This is a genomic window from Gordonia sp. DT218 (genome assembly GCF_049847105.1).
In the GTDB taxonomy this organism is placed as follows: Bacteria; Actinomycetota; Actinomycetes; order Mycobacteriales; family Mycobacteriaceae; genus Gordonia.
The window spans coordinates 359,792-378,332 of record NZ_JBNCNS010000001.1 but is presented as its reverse complement, the minus strand read 5'-3'; the positions used below and the strand labels follow the sequence as shown (position 1 = coordinate 378,332).

Genomic DNA, 18,541 nt, shown 5'->3' with positions numbered 1-18,541 from the left:
ACGAACTCGGCTACGTGATGAGTCCTTCGCTCTTCAGCCAGTCATAGGCGACGTCGGCGGGGTCCTCACCGTCGATGTCCACGCGGCCGTTCAGGTCCTGCATCACATCGTCGGTGAGCCGTTCGGACACCTGATCCATCAGCGGGGCGATGTCCGGGTACGCGTCGAGTGTCTCCTTACGGACCACCACGGTGCCGCTGTACGGCAGGAAGTACTTCTTGTCGTCCTCGAGGGTGACGAGCTGCAGGTTCTTGATCCGGCCGTCGGTGGTGTAGACCATCCCGAAGTTGCACGGCTGGCTCTTGGCCGTCGAGGTGTAGACGACGCCGGAATCCATCTGCGTCACATTTCCCGCGGGCACCCCGTTCGGCGTGTTGTACGGCATCCCGTAGGTCTCGAGCATGGGCAGGAAACCATCTGGCCTGCTGAAGAACTCGTCGTTGATGCAGAAGGTCCGATCCTTGACCGGGAGCTTGGCGATGTCGGACATGGTCTTGACGTTGAGTCGCTCGGCCGTCGGCCCGGACACGGCGAAGGCGTAGGTGTCGTTGAAGTTCGCGGGCGGCAGCCAGACGAGGTTGTTCTCGCTGAGCTCGATGTCGTGGACGCGGGTCCACAGTTCCTTCGGGTCCGGGATCGTCTCCGTCTCATGGTGATAGGTGACCCACGCGGTGCCGGTGTACTCCCACAGCAGGTCCGCGTCACCGTTGAGCTGAGCCTGCCGCGACGACGCGGATCCGGGTGCGTTGGTGAGGTCGGTGACGTCGGCGCCTGCGGCCGCGAGGTAGGTGGCCGCGATCTTGCCGAGCAGGACGCTCTCGGTGAAGTTCTTCGACGTCACGGTGATCTGGGCGCCCGACAACGGCGTCTTGCCGTCGGGCAGCGACGCCTTCTGGAAGGTACCGGACGAACTGACGAGGCCGCAGCCGGCGATTGCGAACAGGGTGACCACCGCGAGCCCGACGGTCCGCGTCAACGACTTTCGCGGTCGCGGCCACCTCATGAGATCCCCCGGGGGGTCGCGAAGAGTTCGACGAGCCGACCGATCCAGTCGATCGTCAATGCCAGCAGGCCCACCAGGATGGCGCCGGACACCAGGAGTTTCGGCAGGAAGAGGGAGACACCGGTGGTGATCAGTGTGCCCAGGCTCGTGGCGCCGATGAAGGTGCTCAGCGTGGCCGTGCCGACCAGGATCACGAGTGCGGTGCGGACGCCGTTGAGAATCACCGGGACCGCGAGCGGCAGCTCCACCTGGACGAGGGTTCGCGCCGCGGAATAGCCGATCCCCCGGGAGGCCTCGATGGTCCGCTGATCCACCTGGCGCAGACCGACGATGGTGTTCTGCAGGATCGGGAGGATGGCGTACACGACGAGACCGATGACGGCGGTGCGGAACCCGGTGCCCAGCCAGAACGTGAACAAGACGAGCAGACCGACCGCCGGTGCGGCCTGACCGACATTGGCGATGTTGATGGCGATGGGGTTGAGCCATCGCATCGACGGCCGGGTGAGCAGGATTCCCAACGGGATCGCGATCACCACGACGATGACGGTGGCCACCAGGGTCAGCTTGATGTGCTCGAGAATGGTGGTCCGGAGGTTGTCCCAGCCGAGTGAGGCCTGTTCGGTCTCGGTGAATGTGGTTGCCTGATACCAGATCACATACCCGGCGGTGAGTACGACGATGAGCAATGGCTCGAGCCACACGTCCATCGGCAAGCGGCGTAGTCGTCTCATGGGTGCTCGCCGGCTCCTGGTTCGCCGGCCGGCGATCGGTCGTCCACCGGAGTGTCGACGCCGGGCTCGTCGTCGGCAGCGACGATCACCGGCATCTCGTTGGTGGACGAACCCTCGGGATGCTCGACATAGGAGAGGGATTCGGGGTCGTCGCGAACTTCGGCCAGCTGACCACGGATCACGTCCATCACCAATCCGATGCTCAACGACCCGATCACGGCGCCGCGCCCGTCGGTCACCAGGACGCCGCCCTGACTGGCCGCGAGCATGGAGTCGAGGGCGTCGTTGAGCGTCGACGACCGTGCGACGACGGGTAGCCGCCGGTCGATGTAGTCGGACACCTGAGGCTTGGTTCGTAGCTCCTCGAGCGATGGCCACGCGCGCGGATGGCCGTAATTGTCGACGACGACCACCCAGTTGTGCCCGGCGGAGCGTGCTCGCGCGATGACCGCGTCCGCCGACTCGCCGACCCGTGCGGTCGTGACCGGCTCGTGCTGCACGTCGCGTACGCGCGACAATGTCAGATGGGCCAGCGTGGCACCGGACCCGACGAACTGCTCGACGAATTGGCTGGCCGGGTTGGCCAGGATCTCCTCGGGTGTCGCGTACTGCTCGATGTGGCCGCCCTCGGACAGGACCAGGACCTTGTCGCCGAGTTTTGTGGCCTCTTCGAAATCGTGGGTCACCACGACGATCGTCTTGCCCAATTCGTGCTGGATGGCGATGAGACTGTCCTGCAGACGAACCCGGGTGATCGGGTCGACCGCACCGAAGGGTTCGTCCATCAGGAGCACCGGGGGATCGGCCGCCAGGGCACGCGCCACGCCGACACGTTGTTGCTGCCCGCCGGACATGTCCTTGGGCAGTCTGTCGGCGAAGGTGTCGGCATCGAGCCCGACGAGATCGAGGAGGTAGGCGGTGCGCTCGGCGATCCTCTTCTTGTCCCAGCCGAGCACGCGGGGGATCGCGCCGATGTTCTTCGACACCGTCCAGTGCGGGAACAGGCCGCCGGACTGGATCACGTAACCGATGGATTGCCGTAGCTTGTCGGGATTCTCGTTGGTGACGTCGCGGTCGCCGATGAAGATGTGACCCTCGGTCGGCTCGATGAGCCGGTTGATCATCTTCAGCATCGTGGTCTTCCCGCATCCGGACGGACCGACGAAGGCGACGATGTCCCCGGCGTCGATCTCCAGGCTCAGACTCTCGACAGCTGGTTTGTGTTGTCCTCGATAGCGCTTCATCACGCCGTCGAGTCGGATCGAGGTTCCGGTGACGGTGCGGTCGGGGGAGGCCGAGTCCATTGCCGGTTCGGTCATGACAGTCCTTTGGAGATCGTGAGGCGGCCGAGCAGGACGAGGAGGCCGTCAAACACCAACGCGATGATGACGATGAGAACGGTTCCGGTGAGGGCCATCTCGAGGGCGTTGGCACCCCCGAGCCGGGACAGGCCGCTGAAGATCAGCGAGCCCAGCCCGGGGCCGAGTACGTAGGCCACGATGGCGGCGACGCCGATGATCATCTGGGTGGAGACGCGGATCCCGGTGAGGATCACCGGCCAGGCGATGGGTAGCTCGACGGACAGCAGAATTCGCCAGCGGGACAGGCCGATGCCCTGAGCCGCCTCGATCACCGACGCGGGAACCGATCGCAACCCGACGATGGCGTTGCCGATCACGGGCATGGCGGCGAAGAACGCCAGCATGATGAAACTCGGGATCACACCCAGCCCGAACGGCACGATCAGCAGGGCGAGGAGGGCCAATGACGGGATGGTCAGCGCGACGCGGCTGGTGGTCAGGGTGAACGACGAGAAGAACGGCAGCCGATAGACCACGACGGCGATGAGCACCGCGGCCACTGCGCCGACCAACACCGTCTGAAATGCCAGTGAGGCGTGTTGGTACGTGAGGAAGGTCAGGTTGGCCGCATGCCCCTGGATGTAATCCCACAATTGCACGGGAATCCCCTCGTCGTCGGCCCGTCGGCATCAGAACCCGAACTGACGGACACAATCTGAGGTCTGAGCCGGATCTCACAGTAATCCGCCGACGTCCGGTCAGGCAGGGTTTTGTTCGATGCGACGGCACTCTTGACTTCCGAAAGTCCGCCGACACATGTGGCCTGACCTGCCCTCATGTCGAATAGGTAACGATTGGTGGCCAATCGGTGTCGTGCGCGCGATCGGTGCCGGTCAGAGCTGTTTGTCGAAACACTTCTCGAGTGTTCGCGTTCTGATCCGCCAACCGTCGTCGGTCAGCAGCCAGGTGTCGGCGTACCAGATGCCGATGAGGAAAGTCGACGAGTCCGGTGTCTGCATCGGGTTCAGGCACAGGGTGCGGGTCGTCGCGGTGGCGCCGTCGACCCGGATGTCGTGGTTGCCCAGCAGATGGCAGTAGGCCGAGAAGCTCGGAAGAACCTCGGCGAGCCACTCTTTGACCTCGACGGGCCCGCCGACGATGCCGCCCATGACGCTGTAGTCGACGACGGCGTCGGTGGTGAACACCGCGTCGAGGTCGTCGAACCGTGCGGAGTCCACCGCCGTCGAGTAGTCGGTCAGGACCTGCTGGATCTCGAGGCGTGCGGAGATCTCTTCGATGGTCAACATGTCCAACAATTACCAGTGTCAGGGCGCACGTCGTTAGTGTTGTCGGTATGGCAGTGAGCCGCCCGACCGACAAGTCCGACGAGGTGCAACGCGCGCCTCGTGCGCGGATGACCGGACCCCAGCGCCGCCTGCAGCTGATCGAGGTGGCCAGAGGGCTGTTCGCCGAGCGCGGGTTCGAGGGAACCTCGATCGAGGAGGTCGCCCAGCGCGCGGGCGTGTCCAAGCCGATCGTGTACGAGCATTTCGGCGGCAAGGAAGGTCTCTATGCGGTTGTGGTGGACCGCGAGATGGAGACCCTCCTGGAGATGGTCACCTCGTCGCTGACCAAGAATCGTTCTCTCTACCGAGTCCAACAGGTGGCCCTGGCGTTGCTCACCTACATGGAGGAGCGGACCGACGGGTTCCGCATCCTCGTTCGCGGCGATCGAACCGGTACTGACGAAACCACCACGTATTCAAGCCTTCTCAACGATGCGATCAGTCAGGTGGAGCACATCCTGGCCAGTGATTTCGAACGTCGCGGCTTCGACCCGGCGTTGGCGCCGCTCTATGCGCAGGCGCTGGTCGGCATGGTCTCGGTGACCGCCCAGTGGTGGTTGGACGTCCGTGAGCCGCCGAAAGAGGTTGTGGCGGCCCACCTGGTGAATCTGTGCTGGAACGGACTCACCAGGCTCGATCCCGATCCGAAGCTCGTCGGGCCCAGTTACGTGGAGAATCGGGACCGGACGACCGTCGAGGACTGAGGATCCCACTCGGACATCGCCAGGGCCATCAGCGCGTCGGCGGTCTGTGTGCAGAAGGTCTCGCTGTCATACAGACCGAACGTCAGCGCGCGGACCAGCGTTGCGCCGACCAGGAGATCGAAGAGCGCGTCGGTGCGTGCGGCGCGCAGCGTCTGCGATCCGGACGGGATGACGTCCGCCACGGCGTCGGCCACGTGCGATCGCACGCTCCGTTCGACGCGGGTCAGCAGAGTTCCGTACAGGTCGTCGTCCTGCTGATACGCGACGAGTAGTCCGGGGATCGCGGCCCGTGTCGCGGGGTCGGCGAGGTGTGCGAGAAACAATTGCACCCACGTACGCAGGTCTGCATGGAGATCGTCGGTGGGGGCGGGCAGTGCGATGTCGCGCGCACCGAACACCGCGTCCTCGATCAGCGTCTCCCGTCGTGCCCACCGTCGATAGACGGTCGGGGTGCCGACGCCGGCGCGGCGGGCGATGGCGGCGATGTTCGCCGCCTGATAGCCGCCCTCCCGTAGCAGTGCGCGTGCCGCGTCCAGCACGGCGACGTCCTTCTCCGGGTCGCGAGGGCGGCCGGCGAGGTTTCGCTGTTCGGCGGTCACGGAACGACTCTAGCGAATCTGCCACGCAATTTCGTTATAGACCGTAACGTAATGCGTTGCCGCGACTGGAGCGGATCATCAGAGGAGGAACACCATGCTGACTGCGCACGACGAGTTGCTCTGTCACCAGCTGTCGACCACGTTCGATCACCCCGAGCAGAGTGATCTGCGCTGGGTCGAGCGAATCGTGATGTACGGCTTCGACACATCCGGCGACGTGACGGTGATGACCGGGATGGCGCGCTACCCCAACCGCAACGTGACCGATGCCTACGCGATGGTCTCCCGGCGCGGTGGGGAGACCCGTGTGGTTCGGGTGTCCAGTCAGATCGACGCCGCACCCGTGGGACTGGGCGCGTACTCGATCGGGCCCTACACGTACGCGGTCGAAGAACCGCTGCACCGGACTCGGACGACCCTGCGCGGCAACGAACACGGGCTGGAACTCGACCTGGTGCTGACCGCCGAATTCCCAGCCTACGAACAGACGCCGGCGTTTCACCGGACGAGGGCACGGGTGCAGGAGAATGCGCGGCGCTTCTACCAGAACGGGAATCTGTCCGGGCACATCGTGATCGACGGCGACCGCATCGACATCGACCCGCAACGTTGGTGGTTCGGGCGGGATCATTCGTGGGGCGTGCGCAACGGACCCGGGGGTGGCAGCCTGCCGGACGGCACCGAGATGCAGCCGGGCGAGATCCCCGATGGCGTGCTGTATTACATGGGTATCTTCGAATTCGACGACGAGCTGGTGCATTTCGCGCAGCGGGAGGATTCCGACGGGCGCCGAACGCAGTTCGAGGGCGAGATCTTGCATCGCCTGGCCGATGGTGGCTCATCGTCGCCGATCATCGACATCGACCACGATCTCAAGTTTCGGGATGAACTCCGTGTGATCAGCGGTGGAACCTTCGACGTCCACCGTGATGACCGGACCACCAGCACCATCGAGGTGACGCCGATCTGTGACTTCTGGCCGGGTCTGGCCGGGTATCAGGAGTTCCATGGCTACGCGTCGGGGTATTGGCGTGGAACGGATTTCATCGACGGATTCACCATCGACGCGAGTGATGCGGAGGCGATCCGCCCGGTCAGCTTCGTCAGCGAGACGCTCTGCGAGGTGCGGATGGACGGCAAAGTGGGACACGGGCTGGTCGAGATGGTGTTCGTCGGTGCCTATCCGCGCTACGGCTACACGGGCTGGTGATCGGGTGACGAGCTCACCGGCCTCGCGCATCGCGCCAGATCTCCTACCCGAGGCGCTCGAGCCGGTTGTTCGCCAACGTTTTCCCGGAGCGCGAGGGGCGCGGATCGAGAACTGGCGACCGGCGACCCAGGGCTTCTCGACCGAGACCTACCTCTTCGACCTCCTCGGACTCGACGACGGCGACGACGATTCGGTCGGGCTGGTGTTCCGGAGGCCTCCCGAACGTCCGGTCCTGCCGGATTTCGACTTGCGGCGGCAGTATCTGACGATGGACCGCCTCCGCACCACCGACGTCCCGGTCCCGACAATGCGGTGGATCGATGCGCACGGGACCGACCTGGGGACACCGTACTTCGTGATGGACCGCATCGACGACGCCGTGACGGTCAGCGATGTCCCGCCGTATCACCAGGCCGGTGTCTTCGCCGACGCGGATGCGGCGGGCCGCGCCGAATTGTGGAACGGCTGCATCGACGTGATCGCGTCGATTCGTGCGGTGGATCCGTCCGCGCGGCGTCTCGGCTTCCTTGATCTTCGTGCATTCGGATCGTCGGCACCGCAACGGCTGGCCGGATTCCTCCGGTACGCCGTCGGGTGGGCGAGCGGATCGGGCGAGCCGCGCAAGGAGTTCGTCGATGCCCTCGACTGGCTGGACGGCCATCTGTACGAGCCCGAACATGTCGGGCTGTGCTGGGGCGACAGCAGGATGTCGAATGTGCTCTACGGCAACGATTTCGATGTGGTCGCGGCGTTGGACTGGGAAGTCGCCTACCTCGGCGACCCGGCAGGCGATCTCGCGTGGATGCTGACCACCGACTGGATCAGCAGCCCGTTTCCCGACCACGCCCCGGCCCCGGGTACGCCGTCGATCGAAGAGACCCTCGACCGCTATCGGCGGCGTACCGGTATGCGGCTGGACCACATGCAGTTCGCCCAGGTGACCGCCGGACTGTTGCTGGCCGTTCCACTCCTGCGTCTCAATCAGATCCTCGACCTCGGGGACGTCGACCTCGCGGAGATCTGCATCGAGCGGCTAGACCACGTGTTCGGTGGCGGGATCGCATGAGCAGGACAGGACCAGCGCGATCAGGACAGGACCAGACTCCGCTTGGCCAATCCCATCCAGAACCCGTCGATCACCTGATCGGGCTTCTGCTCGACGTCGCTGCTCGCACCGAGTGCGACAAAGAGCGGGGAGAAGTGCTCGATGGTCGGGTGCGCATAGGGCATGCCGGGGGCACGATTGCGGAAGTCGATGAGCGACTCGACATCTCCCGCTGCGAAACGCTCCTGGGCCCAGGCGTCGAACTCCGCCGACCACCCCGGCGGGGTGGCTTCGGGCGTCGGGTCGGTCAGATAGGGGAGACCGTGGGTGGTGAAGCCCGAACCGATGATCAACACGCCCTCCTCCCGCAGCGGTGCCAGACGACGGCCGAGATCGAGCAATCGTTCCGGGTCGAGCGTCGGTAGGGAGACCTGCAGAACCGGGATGTCGGCGTCGGGGTACATCACCGTCAATGGGACGTACGCGCCGTGGTCGAGGCGGCGATGTCGGTCGTGGGTAATCGGCTCGCCGTCGGGCATCATGGCCGCGACCCGTTTGGCGAGGCCGTCGGCGCCCGGGGACCAGTAAGTGGTCTGGTAGAAGCGGTCGGGGAAGCCCCAGAAGTCGTAGGTGAGCGCGGTGGTGGGGTCGGTCGACCCGATGGTCAGGGGTGCCGCCTCCCAGTGTGCGGAGACCATGAGGATTGCCGACGGCCGGTCGAGGCGCCCTGCGAGCGCCGTCAACTGATCCACCCAGCGTTGGCTGTCGACCAAGGGTGGTGCGCCGTGGCTCAGGAAGAGCGCGGGTTGAGGTGACGTCTCCTCTGGCATGGCCATATCCTAGTCAACTGGACCATGGTCCGTTTGATTCCGCGCGGCCGTGACTCGTTCGCGAGCAGCGCCGGCGATCCGGCATCATCTGTCGCATGGTCTCCATCCGTCCCGCCGTATCGGCCGATTGTGCCCCGGTCTCCGATATCTACCGGCATTACGTCGAGCACACCTTCGCGACCTTCGACTACGAGGCGCCGACCCGGGACGCGTGGGAGGCCAAGCGTGCCGGGATAGTCGCGGCCGGGCGACCGTTCCTGGTGGCAGAGGACGAGGGGACAGTCCTGGGGTTCGCCTACCTCGGATCCTTCCGCGACAAGCGTGCATATGCCTGGACGGTCGAGGACACCATCTACCTGAACCCCGATGCCGGCGGTCGGGGAATCGGATCGGCATTGCTGGGTGCCCTGCTCGAGGCGGCCGACCCGGACAACGTGCGGCAGGTCATCGCGGTGATCGCCGCCACCGGCGGCGAGGCGTCGATCGCCTTGCACACCAAGCACGGCTTCGCCGAGGTCGGCCGGACACCCGCCGTCGGATACAAGTTCGACCAGTGGATCGACTGCGTTTACCTGCAGCGCCCGCTGGGCTGATCTTTCGTCGCACCCGACAAACTAGAATCTCTGGAGTGTCATCAACCCCCGCCCTGCACGGGCTCGCCGCGGTCACATGTTCGGACAAGGCGATCGCGGATCTGGTGGGGCGGAGGGGCCAGGAGCGTCTCGACATCAGCGCGCCGGATTCGGCCCGGCCCTTCGTGGTGGCCTGCCTCGCCGGCGCCGCGGCGACCGAGTCCTCCGCCGCTCCGCTGCTGGTGGTCTCCGCCAACGGGCGCGAGGCCGACGATCTGACCGCCGAACTGGCCGAACTCCTCGACGACCCGGCTGCGGTCGCCCAGTTCCCGTCGTGGGAGACCCTGCCGCACGAGCGACTGTCGCCGAGCGCGGACACGGTCGGCCAGCGCCTGGCGGTCCTGCATCGACTGGCCAATCCCGAGGAGGGCACCGCCCTGCGGGTGGTGGTCACCACGGTGCGATCGCTGGTCCAGCCGATGGCCCCCGGCTTGGGTGAGACCCGCACCATCACGTTGCGCGAAGGCATCGAGATCGATTTCGAAGGTCTGCTGAACGACCTCGTCGAGATGGCCTACGAGCGCGTGGACATGGTGGGGCGGCGTGGCGAGTTCGCTGTCCGTGGCGGCATCCTCGACGTCTTCCCGACGACGGCCGACTTCCCGGTACGCGTCGAGTTCTGGGGCGACGAGATCTCCGAGATCCGGGCCTTCTCGGTGGCCGACCAGCGTAGTCAGCCCGAGATCGATGCGTCCGTGGTTCGCATCCATCCGGGCCGCGAGCTGATCCTGACGCCCGAGGTCCGCGCACGTGCCGCCGGCCTGGCGGCCGAGCACGCCGGTGAACAGGTGCTCGCGGAGATGCTGGCGAAGCTGGCCGAGGGCATTCCGGTGGAAGGGATGGAAGCCCTGATCCCGATGCTCGTCGAGGGTCGGATGCAGATGCTGACACAGGTGTTCCCGGACGGGACCGGTGTCCTGTTGCTGGACCCGGAGAAGGTCCGCACCCGAGCGGCAGATCTCGCGCAGACCGGGGCGGAGTTCCTGGAGGCGTCGTGGACGGCCGCGGCGTTGGGTGCAGACGCCCCCGTCGACGGCCGTGCTGCCGACGGTTCGGGCATCGACCTGCAGGCGAGCTCGTACCGATCCCTCGACGAGGTCGAGAAGACGACGCTGGCCGCCGGCCGTTCCTGGTGGACGATGAGCCCGCTCTCGACCGGGAGCGGCGACGAGATCGAACTCGACCTGACCGCGGGGCCCGCTCCGCGTGGCAACGAGGCAGACATCGCCGCCACCTTCGCGAATCTTCGCGCGCATGTCACCACCGGTGGCATCGCGGCCGTCGTCGTGGCGGGCAAGGGAACCGCGCAGCGGGTCGGCGAGCGGCTGGCCGAGGCCGAGGTGCCCGCCGAGATCGTCGAACCCGGTGTCCGGCCCCAGCCGGGCCAGGTCTCGGTGTTCCACGGGACGCTGCGCAGCGGTGTGGTGTGCCCCGATGCGCAGCTGGTGATCGTCACCGAGACCGACCTGACCGGCAACCGGGTGGCCGGCGTGCGCGACGGCCGACGGCTGCCGGCCAAGCGTCGCAACCAGGTCGACCCGTTGGCACTGACCGCCGGGGACATGGTGGTGCATGATCAGCACGGCATCGGCAAGTTCGTCGAGATGATCGAGCGGACCGTGTCCGGGGCGCGGCGGGAGTATCTGGTCCTCGAGTACGCGGCGAGCAAGCGAGGTCAACCGGGCGACCGGCTCTACGTACCGATGGACGCGCTCGACCAGTTGTCGCGGTATGTCGGTGGCGAACAGCCGTCGTTGTCGAAGCTGGGCGGCTCCGACTGGCAGAACACCAAACGCAAAGCACGCAAGGCGGTTCGGGAGATCGCCGGCGAGCTCGTGCAGCTCTACGCCGCCCGCCACGCGGCCCCCGGGTACGCCTACAGCCCGGACACCCCGTGGCAGCGCGAGATGGAGGACGCCTTCGATTTCACCGAGACGATGGATCAGCTCACGGTCATCGCCGAGGTGAAGTCGGACATGGAGCGGGCGGTCCCGATGGACCGGGTGATCGTCGGCGATGTCGGCTACGGAAAGACCGAGATCGCGGTCCGGGCAGCGTTCAAAGCGGTGCAGGATGGCAAACAGGTCGCCGTTCTCGTGCCGACAACCATTCTTGCGCAACAACATCTGCAGACCTTCACCGAACGGATGAGCGAGTTCCCCGTCCGGATCCGCGGTCTCTCGAGATTCACCGACACCAAGGACTCGAAGGAGATCATCGACGCCATGGCGACCGGCGACGTCGACATCGTCATCGGGACCCACCGGCTCCTCCAGTCCGGGGTGACGTGGAAGGACCTCGGTCTGGTTATCGTCGACGAGGAGCAGCGGTTCGGTGTCGAGCACAAGGAACACATCAAGTCGTTGCGCACGCACGTCGACGTGTTGACGATGTCGGCGACGCCGATCCCGCGAACGCTGGAGATGTCGATGGCGGGCATCCGGGAGATGTCGACGATCCTCACCCCGCCGGAGGAGCGACATCCCGTCCTCACCTACGTCGGTGGATACGCGGCAAAACAGGTCGGCGCCGCGATCCGACGCGAACTGCTGCGCGACGGCCAGGTCTTCTACGTGCACAACCGCGTCTCGACCATCGACAAGACCGCCCGAGACATCGCCCAGATGGTCCCCGAGGCACGGGTCGTCGTGGCCCACGGTCAGTTGAACGAGGATCAGCTCGAACGCACCGTCGCCGGGTTCTGGAACCGCGAGTACGACGTCCTGGTCTGCACCACGATCATCGAGACCGGTCTCGACATCTCCAACGCCAACACCCTCATCGTCGACCGGGCCGAGAATCTGGGTTTGTCCCAGCTGCATCAGCTTCGCGGACGTGTCGGACGCAGCCGGGAGCGTGGGTACGCCTACTTGCTCTACAGCCCCGAGCGCCCGCTCACCGAGACGGCCTACGACCGCCTGGCCACGATCGCCCAGAACAACGAACTCGGCGCGGGCATGGCAGTGGCGCTCAAGGACCTCGAATTGCGTGGTGCGGGAAACGTTCTGGGTGCCGAGCAGTCCGGGCACGTGGCGGGTGTCGGGTTCGACCTGTACGTGCGACTGGTCGGCGAGGCCGTCGAGGCCTACCGTGCCGCCGCCGACGGCAAGCCGGTGACGACGAGCGAGCCCGCGGAGGTTCGGATCGACCTGCCCGTGGATGCCCACATCCCCGTCGAGTACGTCGACTCCGACCGTCTGCGCCTGGAGGCCTACCGGAAACTCGCGTCGGCGACCGACGACGCGGCAGTCGACAGCGTGCTGGCCGAACTCGCCGACCGCTACGGCGAACCGCCCGAGGAGACCAGTCGACTCGCGGCCATCGCCCGACTGCGGCTGCGATGCCGGGAGCGCGGGGTCACCGAGATCGGCCTGGCCGGTACCGGCGTGAAGATCGCACCGATGACCCTGCTCGACAGCGAACAGGTCAGACTCAAACGGCTCTACCCGGCGGCCGGGTACCGGGCCACGACGTCGGTGATCACGTTGCCGATCCCGCGGACCGGAGGCGTCGGATCGGCTCGGCTGCGCGACGAGGAGGTCATCGACTATCTCAACGGCTTCTTGCTGGCCCTTCGGCCACAGCCCGACTGAAAGCTCGTCGAGGGCACCCGGTTTCTCGTCGAGAGCATCGACACGTCATCGACTCTGCCTGTGTGGCCACCCACCCCGCCCGTCCTGGGTTACGGTCGTGACACCCGCAGCCCGACCCGGAGGATGACTCGATGACCGTCGTGCTACTCGATCCCCTTCGCCCTGACGTGATCCCGTTGCGCGCCATCCCGCTGCTCTCCGGCCCACTCGTCATCACCGAGGACATCCATCCCTCGACGCTGTGGGAGTTGGGAAAGACATCGGCGTCCTGGGCCGAGGTGGACGATCCCGAGTCGACCCTGCTCACGAGCGACCGGATGCACCGATTCGTCCGCGCCCGTCTCGAGCGAGGCGACGACCTGATCGCGGCCCGAGAGGTTCCCGGCGACGCATTGCTGGCGGCTGTCGCGCTCATGGACACTCTCCGACGAAACGGACCGTGGGAGAGCACCCAGACACACGCCTCGCTGCGCCGGTACCTGCTCGAAGAATGCTATGAACTGCTCGATGCGATCGACGACGACGATTCCGAGCTGCTCCGCGAGGAACTGGGAGACCTGTTGCTCCAGGTGTTGTTCCACGCCCGGATCGCCGCCGACGATCCCGACCATCCGTTCGACATCGACGATGTCGCCCAGGGTTTCACCGACAAGGTGACCGGTCGCACGCCGGGCATATTGTCCGGTGCTCATGCCGATCTCGAGACGCAGATCCGTGAATGGGAAGAACGCAAAGCGGCGGAGAAGAACCGTGGATCGGTCTTCGACGGGGTTGCCACGACGGCGCCGGCGCTGGCCCTGACACAGAAGGTCCTGGAGCGACTGTCCGCCGCTGACTTTCCGCTCGACACCATCGATCCGGCGATCACGTCGGTCGTCGTCGAACCCGGCGGCGACAGCGTCGAAGAGCTGGCACGACAACGAGTTCGGGCGTTCATGGCGCACGTCCGCGACGTCGAGAAGCACGCGGACGCCGATGGGGGAGTGTTGAGCACGCGTGCGGCGTGGCTCGCGGCGCTGGGCCCCGTTGCTGTCGACGGAGAACCGGTTGCTGTCGACGAAGAACCGGTTGCTGTCGACGAGGAGTCTCGGGCTCAGCCGAACAGTCCCTGACCCCACCATTCGCCGGGCCGCAATCCCGGGGGCACCGCGAAGACCGACGATCCGTTCGGGATCAGGTACTCGGTCATCGCGTCCTGGCGGGACAACACCTGCTGCATCGGCACGAATTGCTTTCCGGTGTCCCGATTGAACGCGATGAAGAACAGCCCGGCGTCGAGATGGCCGAATCCGTCTGAGCCATCGGTGAAGTTGTAGCCCCGGCGCAGGATCTGAACCCCGCCCTGGTTGTCGGGATGGGCGAGGCGGACATGTGCGGTCCGGGGGATCATCGGTGCGCCGTAGGAGGTGACGTTGAAGTCCGGGGTGTCGAACTCGTTCTGTTGACCCAGCGGTGCGCCGGACCCCTTCAGCCGTCCGATGACCTGTTCCTGCTCCAACAGATTGGCGCGATCCCACGGCTCGATGTCCATCCGGATCCGGCGTGCGACGAGGTAGGTGCCGCCGGTCATCCACTGGGCGTTCGCGGGGTTGTCCTCCTTGGCAACCCACACCCAGCGGTCGAGCAGATCGGTGTCCTCGGCTCTCAGGTTCGCGGTTCCGTCCTTGAAGCCGAACATGTTGCGCGGTGTGTCCTGGGACTGGGTGGTGGACGACGTGCGGCCGAATCCTAGTTGCGACCAACGGACGGCCACCACACCCAGACCCATCCGGGCCAGATTCCGGATGGCGTGCACCGCGACCTGTGGGTCGTCTGCGCAGGCCTGCACGCAGATGTCACCGAACGACCGGGACGATTCGATCTTCTCGGCGGCGAACGCCGGCAGGTCGACGAGGGCGGCGGGCTTGCGATCGGCGATGCCGAAACGATCGGGACGATCCGGGTCGGATGCACTCGGCCCGAACAGCCCGGGTCCGAACCCGATCGTGAGCGTGAGATTGGCGGCGTCGAGACCGAGCGCCTCCCCGGTGTCGGTGGGTGGCGTGTAATCGCCGAGTCCGACGGCACCGTCCGGTGTGGTCGGTTCGCCGCGGGACATGCGCTCGGCCGCGACCGTCCACTTCTGGAGCATCGCGATCAGATCCGACCGGGAATCGGTGATCACGTCGAAACTGGCGAAGTGTAAGCGGTCTTGTGCGGCCGTGATGATCCCGGCCTGACGTTCGCCCCGGAACGCGACCACCTGCGTTCCGCTGGTGTCCTCGGCCGCGGTCGCCCGCCCGATCGCGCCGCCCGCGGCTGCCGCGACCACCCCGACGCCGGCGCCCCCTAACAGTGCTCGACGCGAGAAGCGTTGGGGTCCCGAGGGTTCGGCTTGCTGCGGGCTGTTGTGCGACATTTATCCCAGCACCAGTCCCGGGACCTGTGACAGCGACGCCGACAGCGCATCGATCTTGTTCGACAGATCCTTGCGCTGTTCCTCATCGACCTGGGTATAGCTCACATACCCATCGCCGTCGCGGTACTGGTTGATGGCGGCGCGGACATCGGCGAACTGGGCGGTGATCTTGTCCATCAGTGGTTGGTCCTTGGCCGAGATCATCGGCTGCATGTCAGCGATCAAGGTCTCGGCACCGTCGACGTTGGCGGCGAAGTCCCACAGGTCGGTATGGGAGTAGCGGTCCTCTTCACCGCCGACCTTGGTGGCGGCGATCTCGTCGATCAATGCCTGGGGCCCCTGCACGAACTGGCGTGTCTCGAAGGTGAAGTCGGGCTTGTCGACCTCGGTCTTGAGCTTGTTCACGTTCGCCAGGAGTTCGTCGGCGACCTTGTCGATGTCGGCCTTGTTGTCGGTGGCCTTCGCATTGGCGGCGTCGGCCGGCGCGATTTGTCCGGGCGCCTCGCCGATCTCGGCCTGCTGTGGCGGCCACAGCGCCCGCTCGATGCGGTGGAAGCCGGTGAACGGGACCGATCCGTCTTCGGTGTCGTCCCAGCGCATGTCGATGGCGGGGTCGAGAACGGGGAATGACTCGGCGACGGGCTCGATTCGCTCGTAGAAGGTGCGGACCTGCCCGAACATGGCCTTGGCCTGGTCGAGTTCGCCGGCCTTGACGTGGTCGACGAAGATCTGTGCCTGTGCCGTGAGTCCATTGACCTGGCCTCGCGCATAATCGAGGTAGCGCGCCTTCGCGGCGTTGACGTCGGCGGGAACCTCCTCCTTGTCCTTCTTCTCACCGGTCACCGAGATCTCCTTGCGGATGCCGGTTCCGACCATGCCCGGCTTGCAGGCCACCGTGTACGTGCCCGGGTCGGTGACCTCGACGGTCAGATTCCCCGACAGACCCGGCCCGATGTTCTCCACTTCACCGAGAACCCGGTTGTTGTTGCCGTAGACGTAGAACTCGGTGACCTTGGACCCGTTGTTGGTCACCTTGAAGTTCACATCACCGGTCTGGGCCTCGGTGCCGTCCAGGTCGCAGCCGTCATTGGTCGAGGTGACCGCAATCGCGCCGTTCGCACTGTCCTTGGAGGTGCAGCCGGCCAACATGATCGGCGCGGCGACCGTCAGCGACAGCAACGCGATGGGAGTGGTGATTCTCGGATTCACCCTGTGTTCCTTTCAGGTACCGGCGTCTGTGGCTGCCGGGGCTTGCGAGCTGGAACCGTCATCGACCGGGACCGGGGGCCGCCGGTTCGCACGGAGGAAGAAATAGAGCACGACCACGACATACAGGCACCACGCCACCACCTGCAGGACCGTCGGATCGGGGCGGACGTTGAAGATGCCGGCCAACAGGGTGCCGTACCACGACGATTGGTCGTAGTGCTCGGAGATGTCGAACGCGAGAGTGTTGCCCCCGGCCAGCCACCCCACGGTCTGTAAGGCCCGGACGCCGTAGGACAGGATGCCTGCGGCGACGAAGATCAAGAAGACCCCCGTATAGAGGAAGAAGGTGTGAAAGTTCAGCTTCACCGCCCCGCGATAGAGCAGCACGGTCACCACGATTGCGACCACGATGCCCAGCAACAGACCGAGCAACGGCCACAGGCTCCCTGACACGCTCTCGGCGTAGCCGACCATCAGCAGCGCGGTCTCGAACCCCTCGCGCCCGACGGCGAGGAATGCCAGGCCCATCACCGAGGCGCCACCGGTCAGCAACGCGTTCGATAACCCTGATTTCAGGTCGCTCGAGATGTGCGCGGCGGCCTTGCTCATCCACAACACCATGAAGGTGACGATCACCACCGCGAGCAGCGATGCCAGCCCGGCGATCAATTCGGCGGTCAGCGTGGTGACCGTGGAGGTGCCCAGGTGGATGACCAAGAAGATCACCACGACCATCGCGACCGCGACCGAGACCCCCGCCCAGATCCACTTCAACGCGTCCCGCCGGTCGGCCTTCACCACGAACGCCACCAGGATCATCACCACGATGCCGGTTTCGAGGCCTTCGCGAACACCGATGAGTCCGCTACCGAACATCTGCGCGAAAATTGAGGGCGCGCCACCCGCGGCCAAGTGCTGCATGCCGGACTTTCTGTGACTGAACTACATCGGTGTTCAGGTTTGGTGAGGCTAACCAGATGACAGTAGCCTCACGGCCTGGGAACTGAAAGAGGTACCCCGCAGTTGTCATGGAGAACAGAACAAGGGACCCAGAAGGAGATGCAGTGAGGAGGCGCATGAGCGTGGGGCGTGGGGCCGGTCGCCGGCTGGTTCTGGCTCCGCTGATGATCGCCGCGAGCGCGCTGCTCGCCTCCGCGTGCCTCGACCTGCCCTCGCTGAACCGTCCCGACATCCCGGACGGCATCCCGCCGGGCCCTGGTGCGCCGACCCCGTACATCGACGTCAACGCCCCGGGGCGGACCTCCGAGTTGCTGCGCGGCTGGGCCGGGCCCATCTCGGACTCCACCGGTATCCCCCTGATCGCGCTCGAGGCGTACGGCAATGCCGCGGAGATCCAACGTCAGCAGCATCCGGAATGCGGACTCGCGTGGACGACGCTGGCCGGGGTGGCGGCGGTGGAGAGCAAGCACGGCACCCACCACGGGACCGAGATCGCGGCAAACGGTGACACCGCGCCGCCGATTCGTGGCGTGGCCCTCGACGGCACCAAGGGCAACATGCAGATCCACGACACCGATGGGGGAAAGCTGGACGGCGATCCCACACATGATCGCGCGATGGGACCGTTCCAGTTCATCCCGGAGACGTGGAAGCGTTACGGGGTGGATGCCAACGGTGACGGAAGAGCCGACCCAGACAACATCGACGACGCCGCGCTGTCGGCAGCACGCTATCTCTGTGTGTCCTCGGGCGGTGACATGACCACACCTGAGGGCTGGGAGGATGCCGTCAAGGTCTACAACAACTCGATGAAGTACGTCCTCGACGTCCGTGACCGTGCCAACGCCTACTCGGTCAACGTCCGATACTGAGGTCCGCGCCGGGTCCCTCCCTTGTCACGTGCGTCCACGGGCCAACGATTAGGCTTTGACCCGTACCCGTCGGCGTTGAAGTGGCGTCGACCCCGTCGACCATAA

General features: G+C 65.7%; 17 protein-coding genes. 7 read left to right on the top strand and 10 right to left on the bottom strand.

Annotation, left to right across the window (positions count from 1 at the left end; genetic code table 11):
- Positions 1–10 precede the first annotated feature (10 nt).
- The 5 genes from ACPXCG_RS01770 to ACPXCG_RS01750 all read right to left on the bottom strand — a co-directional run bounded on the left by ACPXCG_RS01770 (position 11) and on the right by ACPXCG_RS01750 (position 4,345).
- Complete coding sequence (locus tag ACPXCG_RS01770) at positions 11–1,003, bottom strand: glycine betaine ABC transporter substrate-binding protein (RefSeq protein WP_425788523.1); 993 nt, start codon at positions 1,001–1,003, stop codon at positions 11–13.
- Positions 1,000–1,737, bottom strand: coding sequence for an ABC transporter permease (locus ACPXCG_RS01765; RefSeq protein WP_425788521.1), 738 nt, complete (start codon positions 1,735–1,737; stop codon positions 1,000–1,002). Before ACPXCG_RS01765 ends, ACPXCG_RS01770 begins: the two co-directional genes overlap by 4 nt.
- Positions 1,734–3,056: an ATP-binding cassette domain-containing protein gene (locus tag ACPXCG_RS01760; RefSeq protein ID WP_425788519.1), complete on the bottom strand. Its 1,323-nt coding sequence runs from the start codon at positions 3,054–3,056 to the stop codon at positions 1,734–1,736. Before ACPXCG_RS01760 ends, ACPXCG_RS01765 begins: the two co-directional genes overlap by 4 nt.
- On the bottom strand, positions 3,053–3,697 hold the full coding sequence (locus ACPXCG_RS01755; protein ID WP_425788517.1) for an ABC transporter permease: 645 nt from the start codon (positions 3,695–3,697) through the stop codon (positions 3,053–3,055). The genes ACPXCG_RS01760 and ACPXCG_RS01755 overlap by 4 nt, the downstream gene beginning before the upstream one ends.
- 234 nt (positions 3,698–3,931) lie before the next feature.
- Positions 3,932–4,345, bottom strand: a complete 414-nt coding sequence (locus ACPXCG_RS01750) for a nuclear transport factor 2 family protein (RefSeq protein ID WP_425788516.1) — start codon at positions 4,343–4,345, stop codon at positions 3,932–3,934.
- 47 nt (positions 4,346–4,392) lie between these two features.
- On the opposite strand from ACPXCG_RS01750, the gene ACPXCG_RS01745 reads away from it, so the two are divergent.
- Positions 4,393–5,088, top strand: a complete 696-nt coding sequence (locus ACPXCG_RS01745; protein WP_267631593.1) for a TetR/AcrR family transcriptional regulator — start codon at positions 4,393–4,395, stop codon at positions 5,086–5,088.
- Here the strand turns inward: ACPXCG_RS01745 and ACPXCG_RS01740 are convergent.
- Positions 5,049–5,687, bottom strand: a complete 639-nt coding sequence (locus ACPXCG_RS01740) for a TetR-like C-terminal domain-containing protein (protein WP_425788513.1) — start codon at positions 5,685–5,687, stop codon at positions 5,049–5,051. The two genes, ACPXCG_RS01745 and ACPXCG_RS01740, sit on opposite strands and share 40 nt — an antisense overlap.
- A 94-nt stretch (positions 5,688–5,781) precedes the next feature.
- On the opposite strand from ACPXCG_RS01740, the gene ACPXCG_RS01735 reads away from it, so the two are divergent.
- Both ACPXCG_RS01735 and ACPXCG_RS01730 read left to right on the top strand, forming a co-directional pair.
- Positions 5,782–6,897, top strand: a complete 1,116-nt coding sequence (locus ACPXCG_RS01735) for a hypothetical protein (protein WP_425788511.1) — start codon at positions 5,782–5,784, stop codon at positions 6,895–6,897.
- A 4-nt stretch (positions 6,898–6,901) separates the two neighbouring features.
- Entirely contained in the window at positions 6,902–7,963 is a 1,062-nt protein-coding gene (locus ACPXCG_RS01730) for a phosphotransferase family protein (RefSeq protein WP_425788509.1), read from the top strand.
- A 20-nt stretch (positions 7,964–7,983) separates the two neighbouring features.
- Here ACPXCG_RS01730 and ACPXCG_RS01725 read toward each other — a convergent pair whose 3' ends face one another.
- The gene (locus ACPXCG_RS01725) at positions 7,984–8,772 is read right to left on the bottom strand and encodes a dioxygenase (RefSeq protein ID WP_425788507.1); all 789 of its coding nucleotides are present in this window, start codon (positions 8,770–8,772) and stop codon (positions 7,984–7,986) included.
- Positions 8,773–8,867: 95 nt separating this feature from the next.
- On the opposite strand from ACPXCG_RS01725, the gene ACPXCG_RS01720 reads away from it, so the two are divergent.
- The 3 genes from ACPXCG_RS01720 (at position 8,868) to ACPXCG_RS01710 (ending at position 14,109) form a co-directional block, all read left to right on the top strand.
- Positions 8,868–9,365: a GNAT family N-acetyltransferase gene (locus tag ACPXCG_RS01720; RefSeq protein WP_425788505.1), complete on the top strand. Its 498-nt coding sequence runs from the start codon at positions 8,868–8,870 to the stop codon at positions 9,363–9,365.
- 35 nt (positions 9,366–9,400) lie between these two features.
- Positions 9,401–12,997, top strand: a complete 3,597-nt coding sequence (gene mfd, locus ACPXCG_RS01715; RefSeq protein ID WP_425788503.1) for a transcription-repair coupling factor — start codon at positions 9,401–9,403, stop codon at positions 12,995–12,997.
- A 131-nt stretch (positions 12,998–13,128) separates the two neighbouring features.
- Positions 13,129–14,109: a MazG family protein gene (locus tag ACPXCG_RS01710; protein ID WP_425788501.1), complete on the top strand. Its 981-nt coding sequence runs from the start codon at positions 13,129–13,131 to the stop codon at positions 14,107–14,109.
- Here ACPXCG_RS01710 and efeB read toward each other — a convergent pair.
- From efeB to efeU, 3 genes are all read right to left on the bottom strand, one after another.
- Entirely contained in the window at positions 14,091–15,395 is a 1,305-nt protein-coding gene (gene efeB, locus ACPXCG_RS01705; RefSeq protein WP_425788500.1) for an iron uptake transporter deferrochelatase/peroxidase subunit, read from the bottom strand. The two genes, ACPXCG_RS01710 and efeB, sit on opposite strands and share 19 nt — an antisense overlap.
- Positions 15,396–16,544 carry an iron uptake system protein EfeO gene (gene efeO, locus ACPXCG_RS01700; protein WP_425790427.1) on the bottom strand — a complete coding sequence of 383 codons (1,149 nt, stop codon included), beginning with the start codon at positions 16,542–16,544 and terminating at the stop codon, positions 15,396–15,398.
- Positions 16,545–16,616: 72 nt separating this feature from the next.
- Positions 16,617–17,525, bottom strand: coding sequence for an iron uptake transporter permease EfeU (gene efeU / locus ACPXCG_RS01695; protein ID WP_425788499.1), 909 nt, complete (start codon positions 17,523–17,525; stop codon positions 16,617–16,619).
- 155 nt (positions 17,526–17,680) lie between these two features.
- On the opposite strand from efeU, the gene ACPXCG_RS01690 reads away from it, so the two are divergent.
- Positions 17,681–18,436 (top strand): lytic transglycosylase domain-containing protein, encoded by a 756-nt coding sequence (locus ACPXCG_RS01690; RefSeq protein WP_425788497.1) that lies wholly within the window; start codon positions 17,681–17,683, stop codon positions 18,434–18,436.
- Positions 18,437–18,541 lie beyond the last annotated feature (105 nt).

Bases quoted from the DNA above. Each gene is read 5' to 3' on its own strand.
- ACPXCG_RS01750 (WP_425788516.1), bottom strand. From the start codon at position 4,345: ATGTTGACCATCGAAGAGATCTCCGCACGCCTCGAGATCCAGCAGGTC.
- ACPXCG_RS01690 (WP_425788497.1), top strand. From the start codon at position 17,681: ATGAGCGTGGGGCGTGGGGCCGGTCGCCGGCTGGTTCTGGCTCCGCTG.
- ACPXCG_RS01725 (WP_425788507.1), bottom strand. From the start codon at position 8,772: ATGCCAGAGGAGACGTCACCTCAACCCGCGCTCTTCCTGAGCCACGGC.
- ACPXCG_RS01765 (WP_425788521.1), bottom strand. From the start codon at position 1,737: ATGAGACGACTACGCCGCTTGCCGATGGACGTGTGGCTCGAGCCATTG.
- ACPXCG_RS01770 (WP_425788523.1), bottom strand. From the start codon at position 1,003: ATGAGGTGGCCGCGACCGCGAAAGTCGTTGACGCGGACCGTCGGGCTC.
- efeB (WP_425788500.1), bottom strand. From the start codon at position 15,395: ATGTCGCACAACAGCCCGCAGCAAGCCGAACCCTCGGGACCCCAACGC.
- ACPXCG_RS01745 (WP_267631593.1), top strand. From the start codon at position 4,393: ATGGCAGTGAGCCGCCCGACCGACAAGTCCGACGAGGTGCAACGCGCG.
- ACPXCG_RS01735 (WP_425788511.1), top strand. From the start codon at position 5,782: ATGCTGACTGCGCACGACGAGTTGCTCTGTCACCAGCTGTCGACCACG.
- ACPXCG_RS01710 (WP_425788501.1), top strand. From the start codon at position 13,129: ATGACCGTCGTGCTACTCGATCCCCTTCGCCCTGACGTGATCCCGTTG.
- efeU (WP_425788499.1), bottom strand. From the start codon at position 17,525: ATGCAGCACTTGGCCGCGGGTGGCGCGCCCTCAATTTTCGCGCAGATG.
- efeO (WP_425790427.1), bottom strand. From the start codon at position 16,544: ATGTTGGCCGGCTGCACCTCCAAGGACAGTGCGAACGGCGCGATTGCG.
- ACPXCG_RS01720 (WP_425788505.1), top strand. From the start codon at position 8,868: ATGGTCTCCATCCGTCCCGCCGTATCGGCCGATTGTGCCCCGGTCTCC.
- ACPXCG_RS01760 (WP_425788519.1), bottom strand. From the start codon at position 3,056: ATGACCGAACCGGCAATGGACTCGGCCTCCCCCGACCGCACCGTCACC.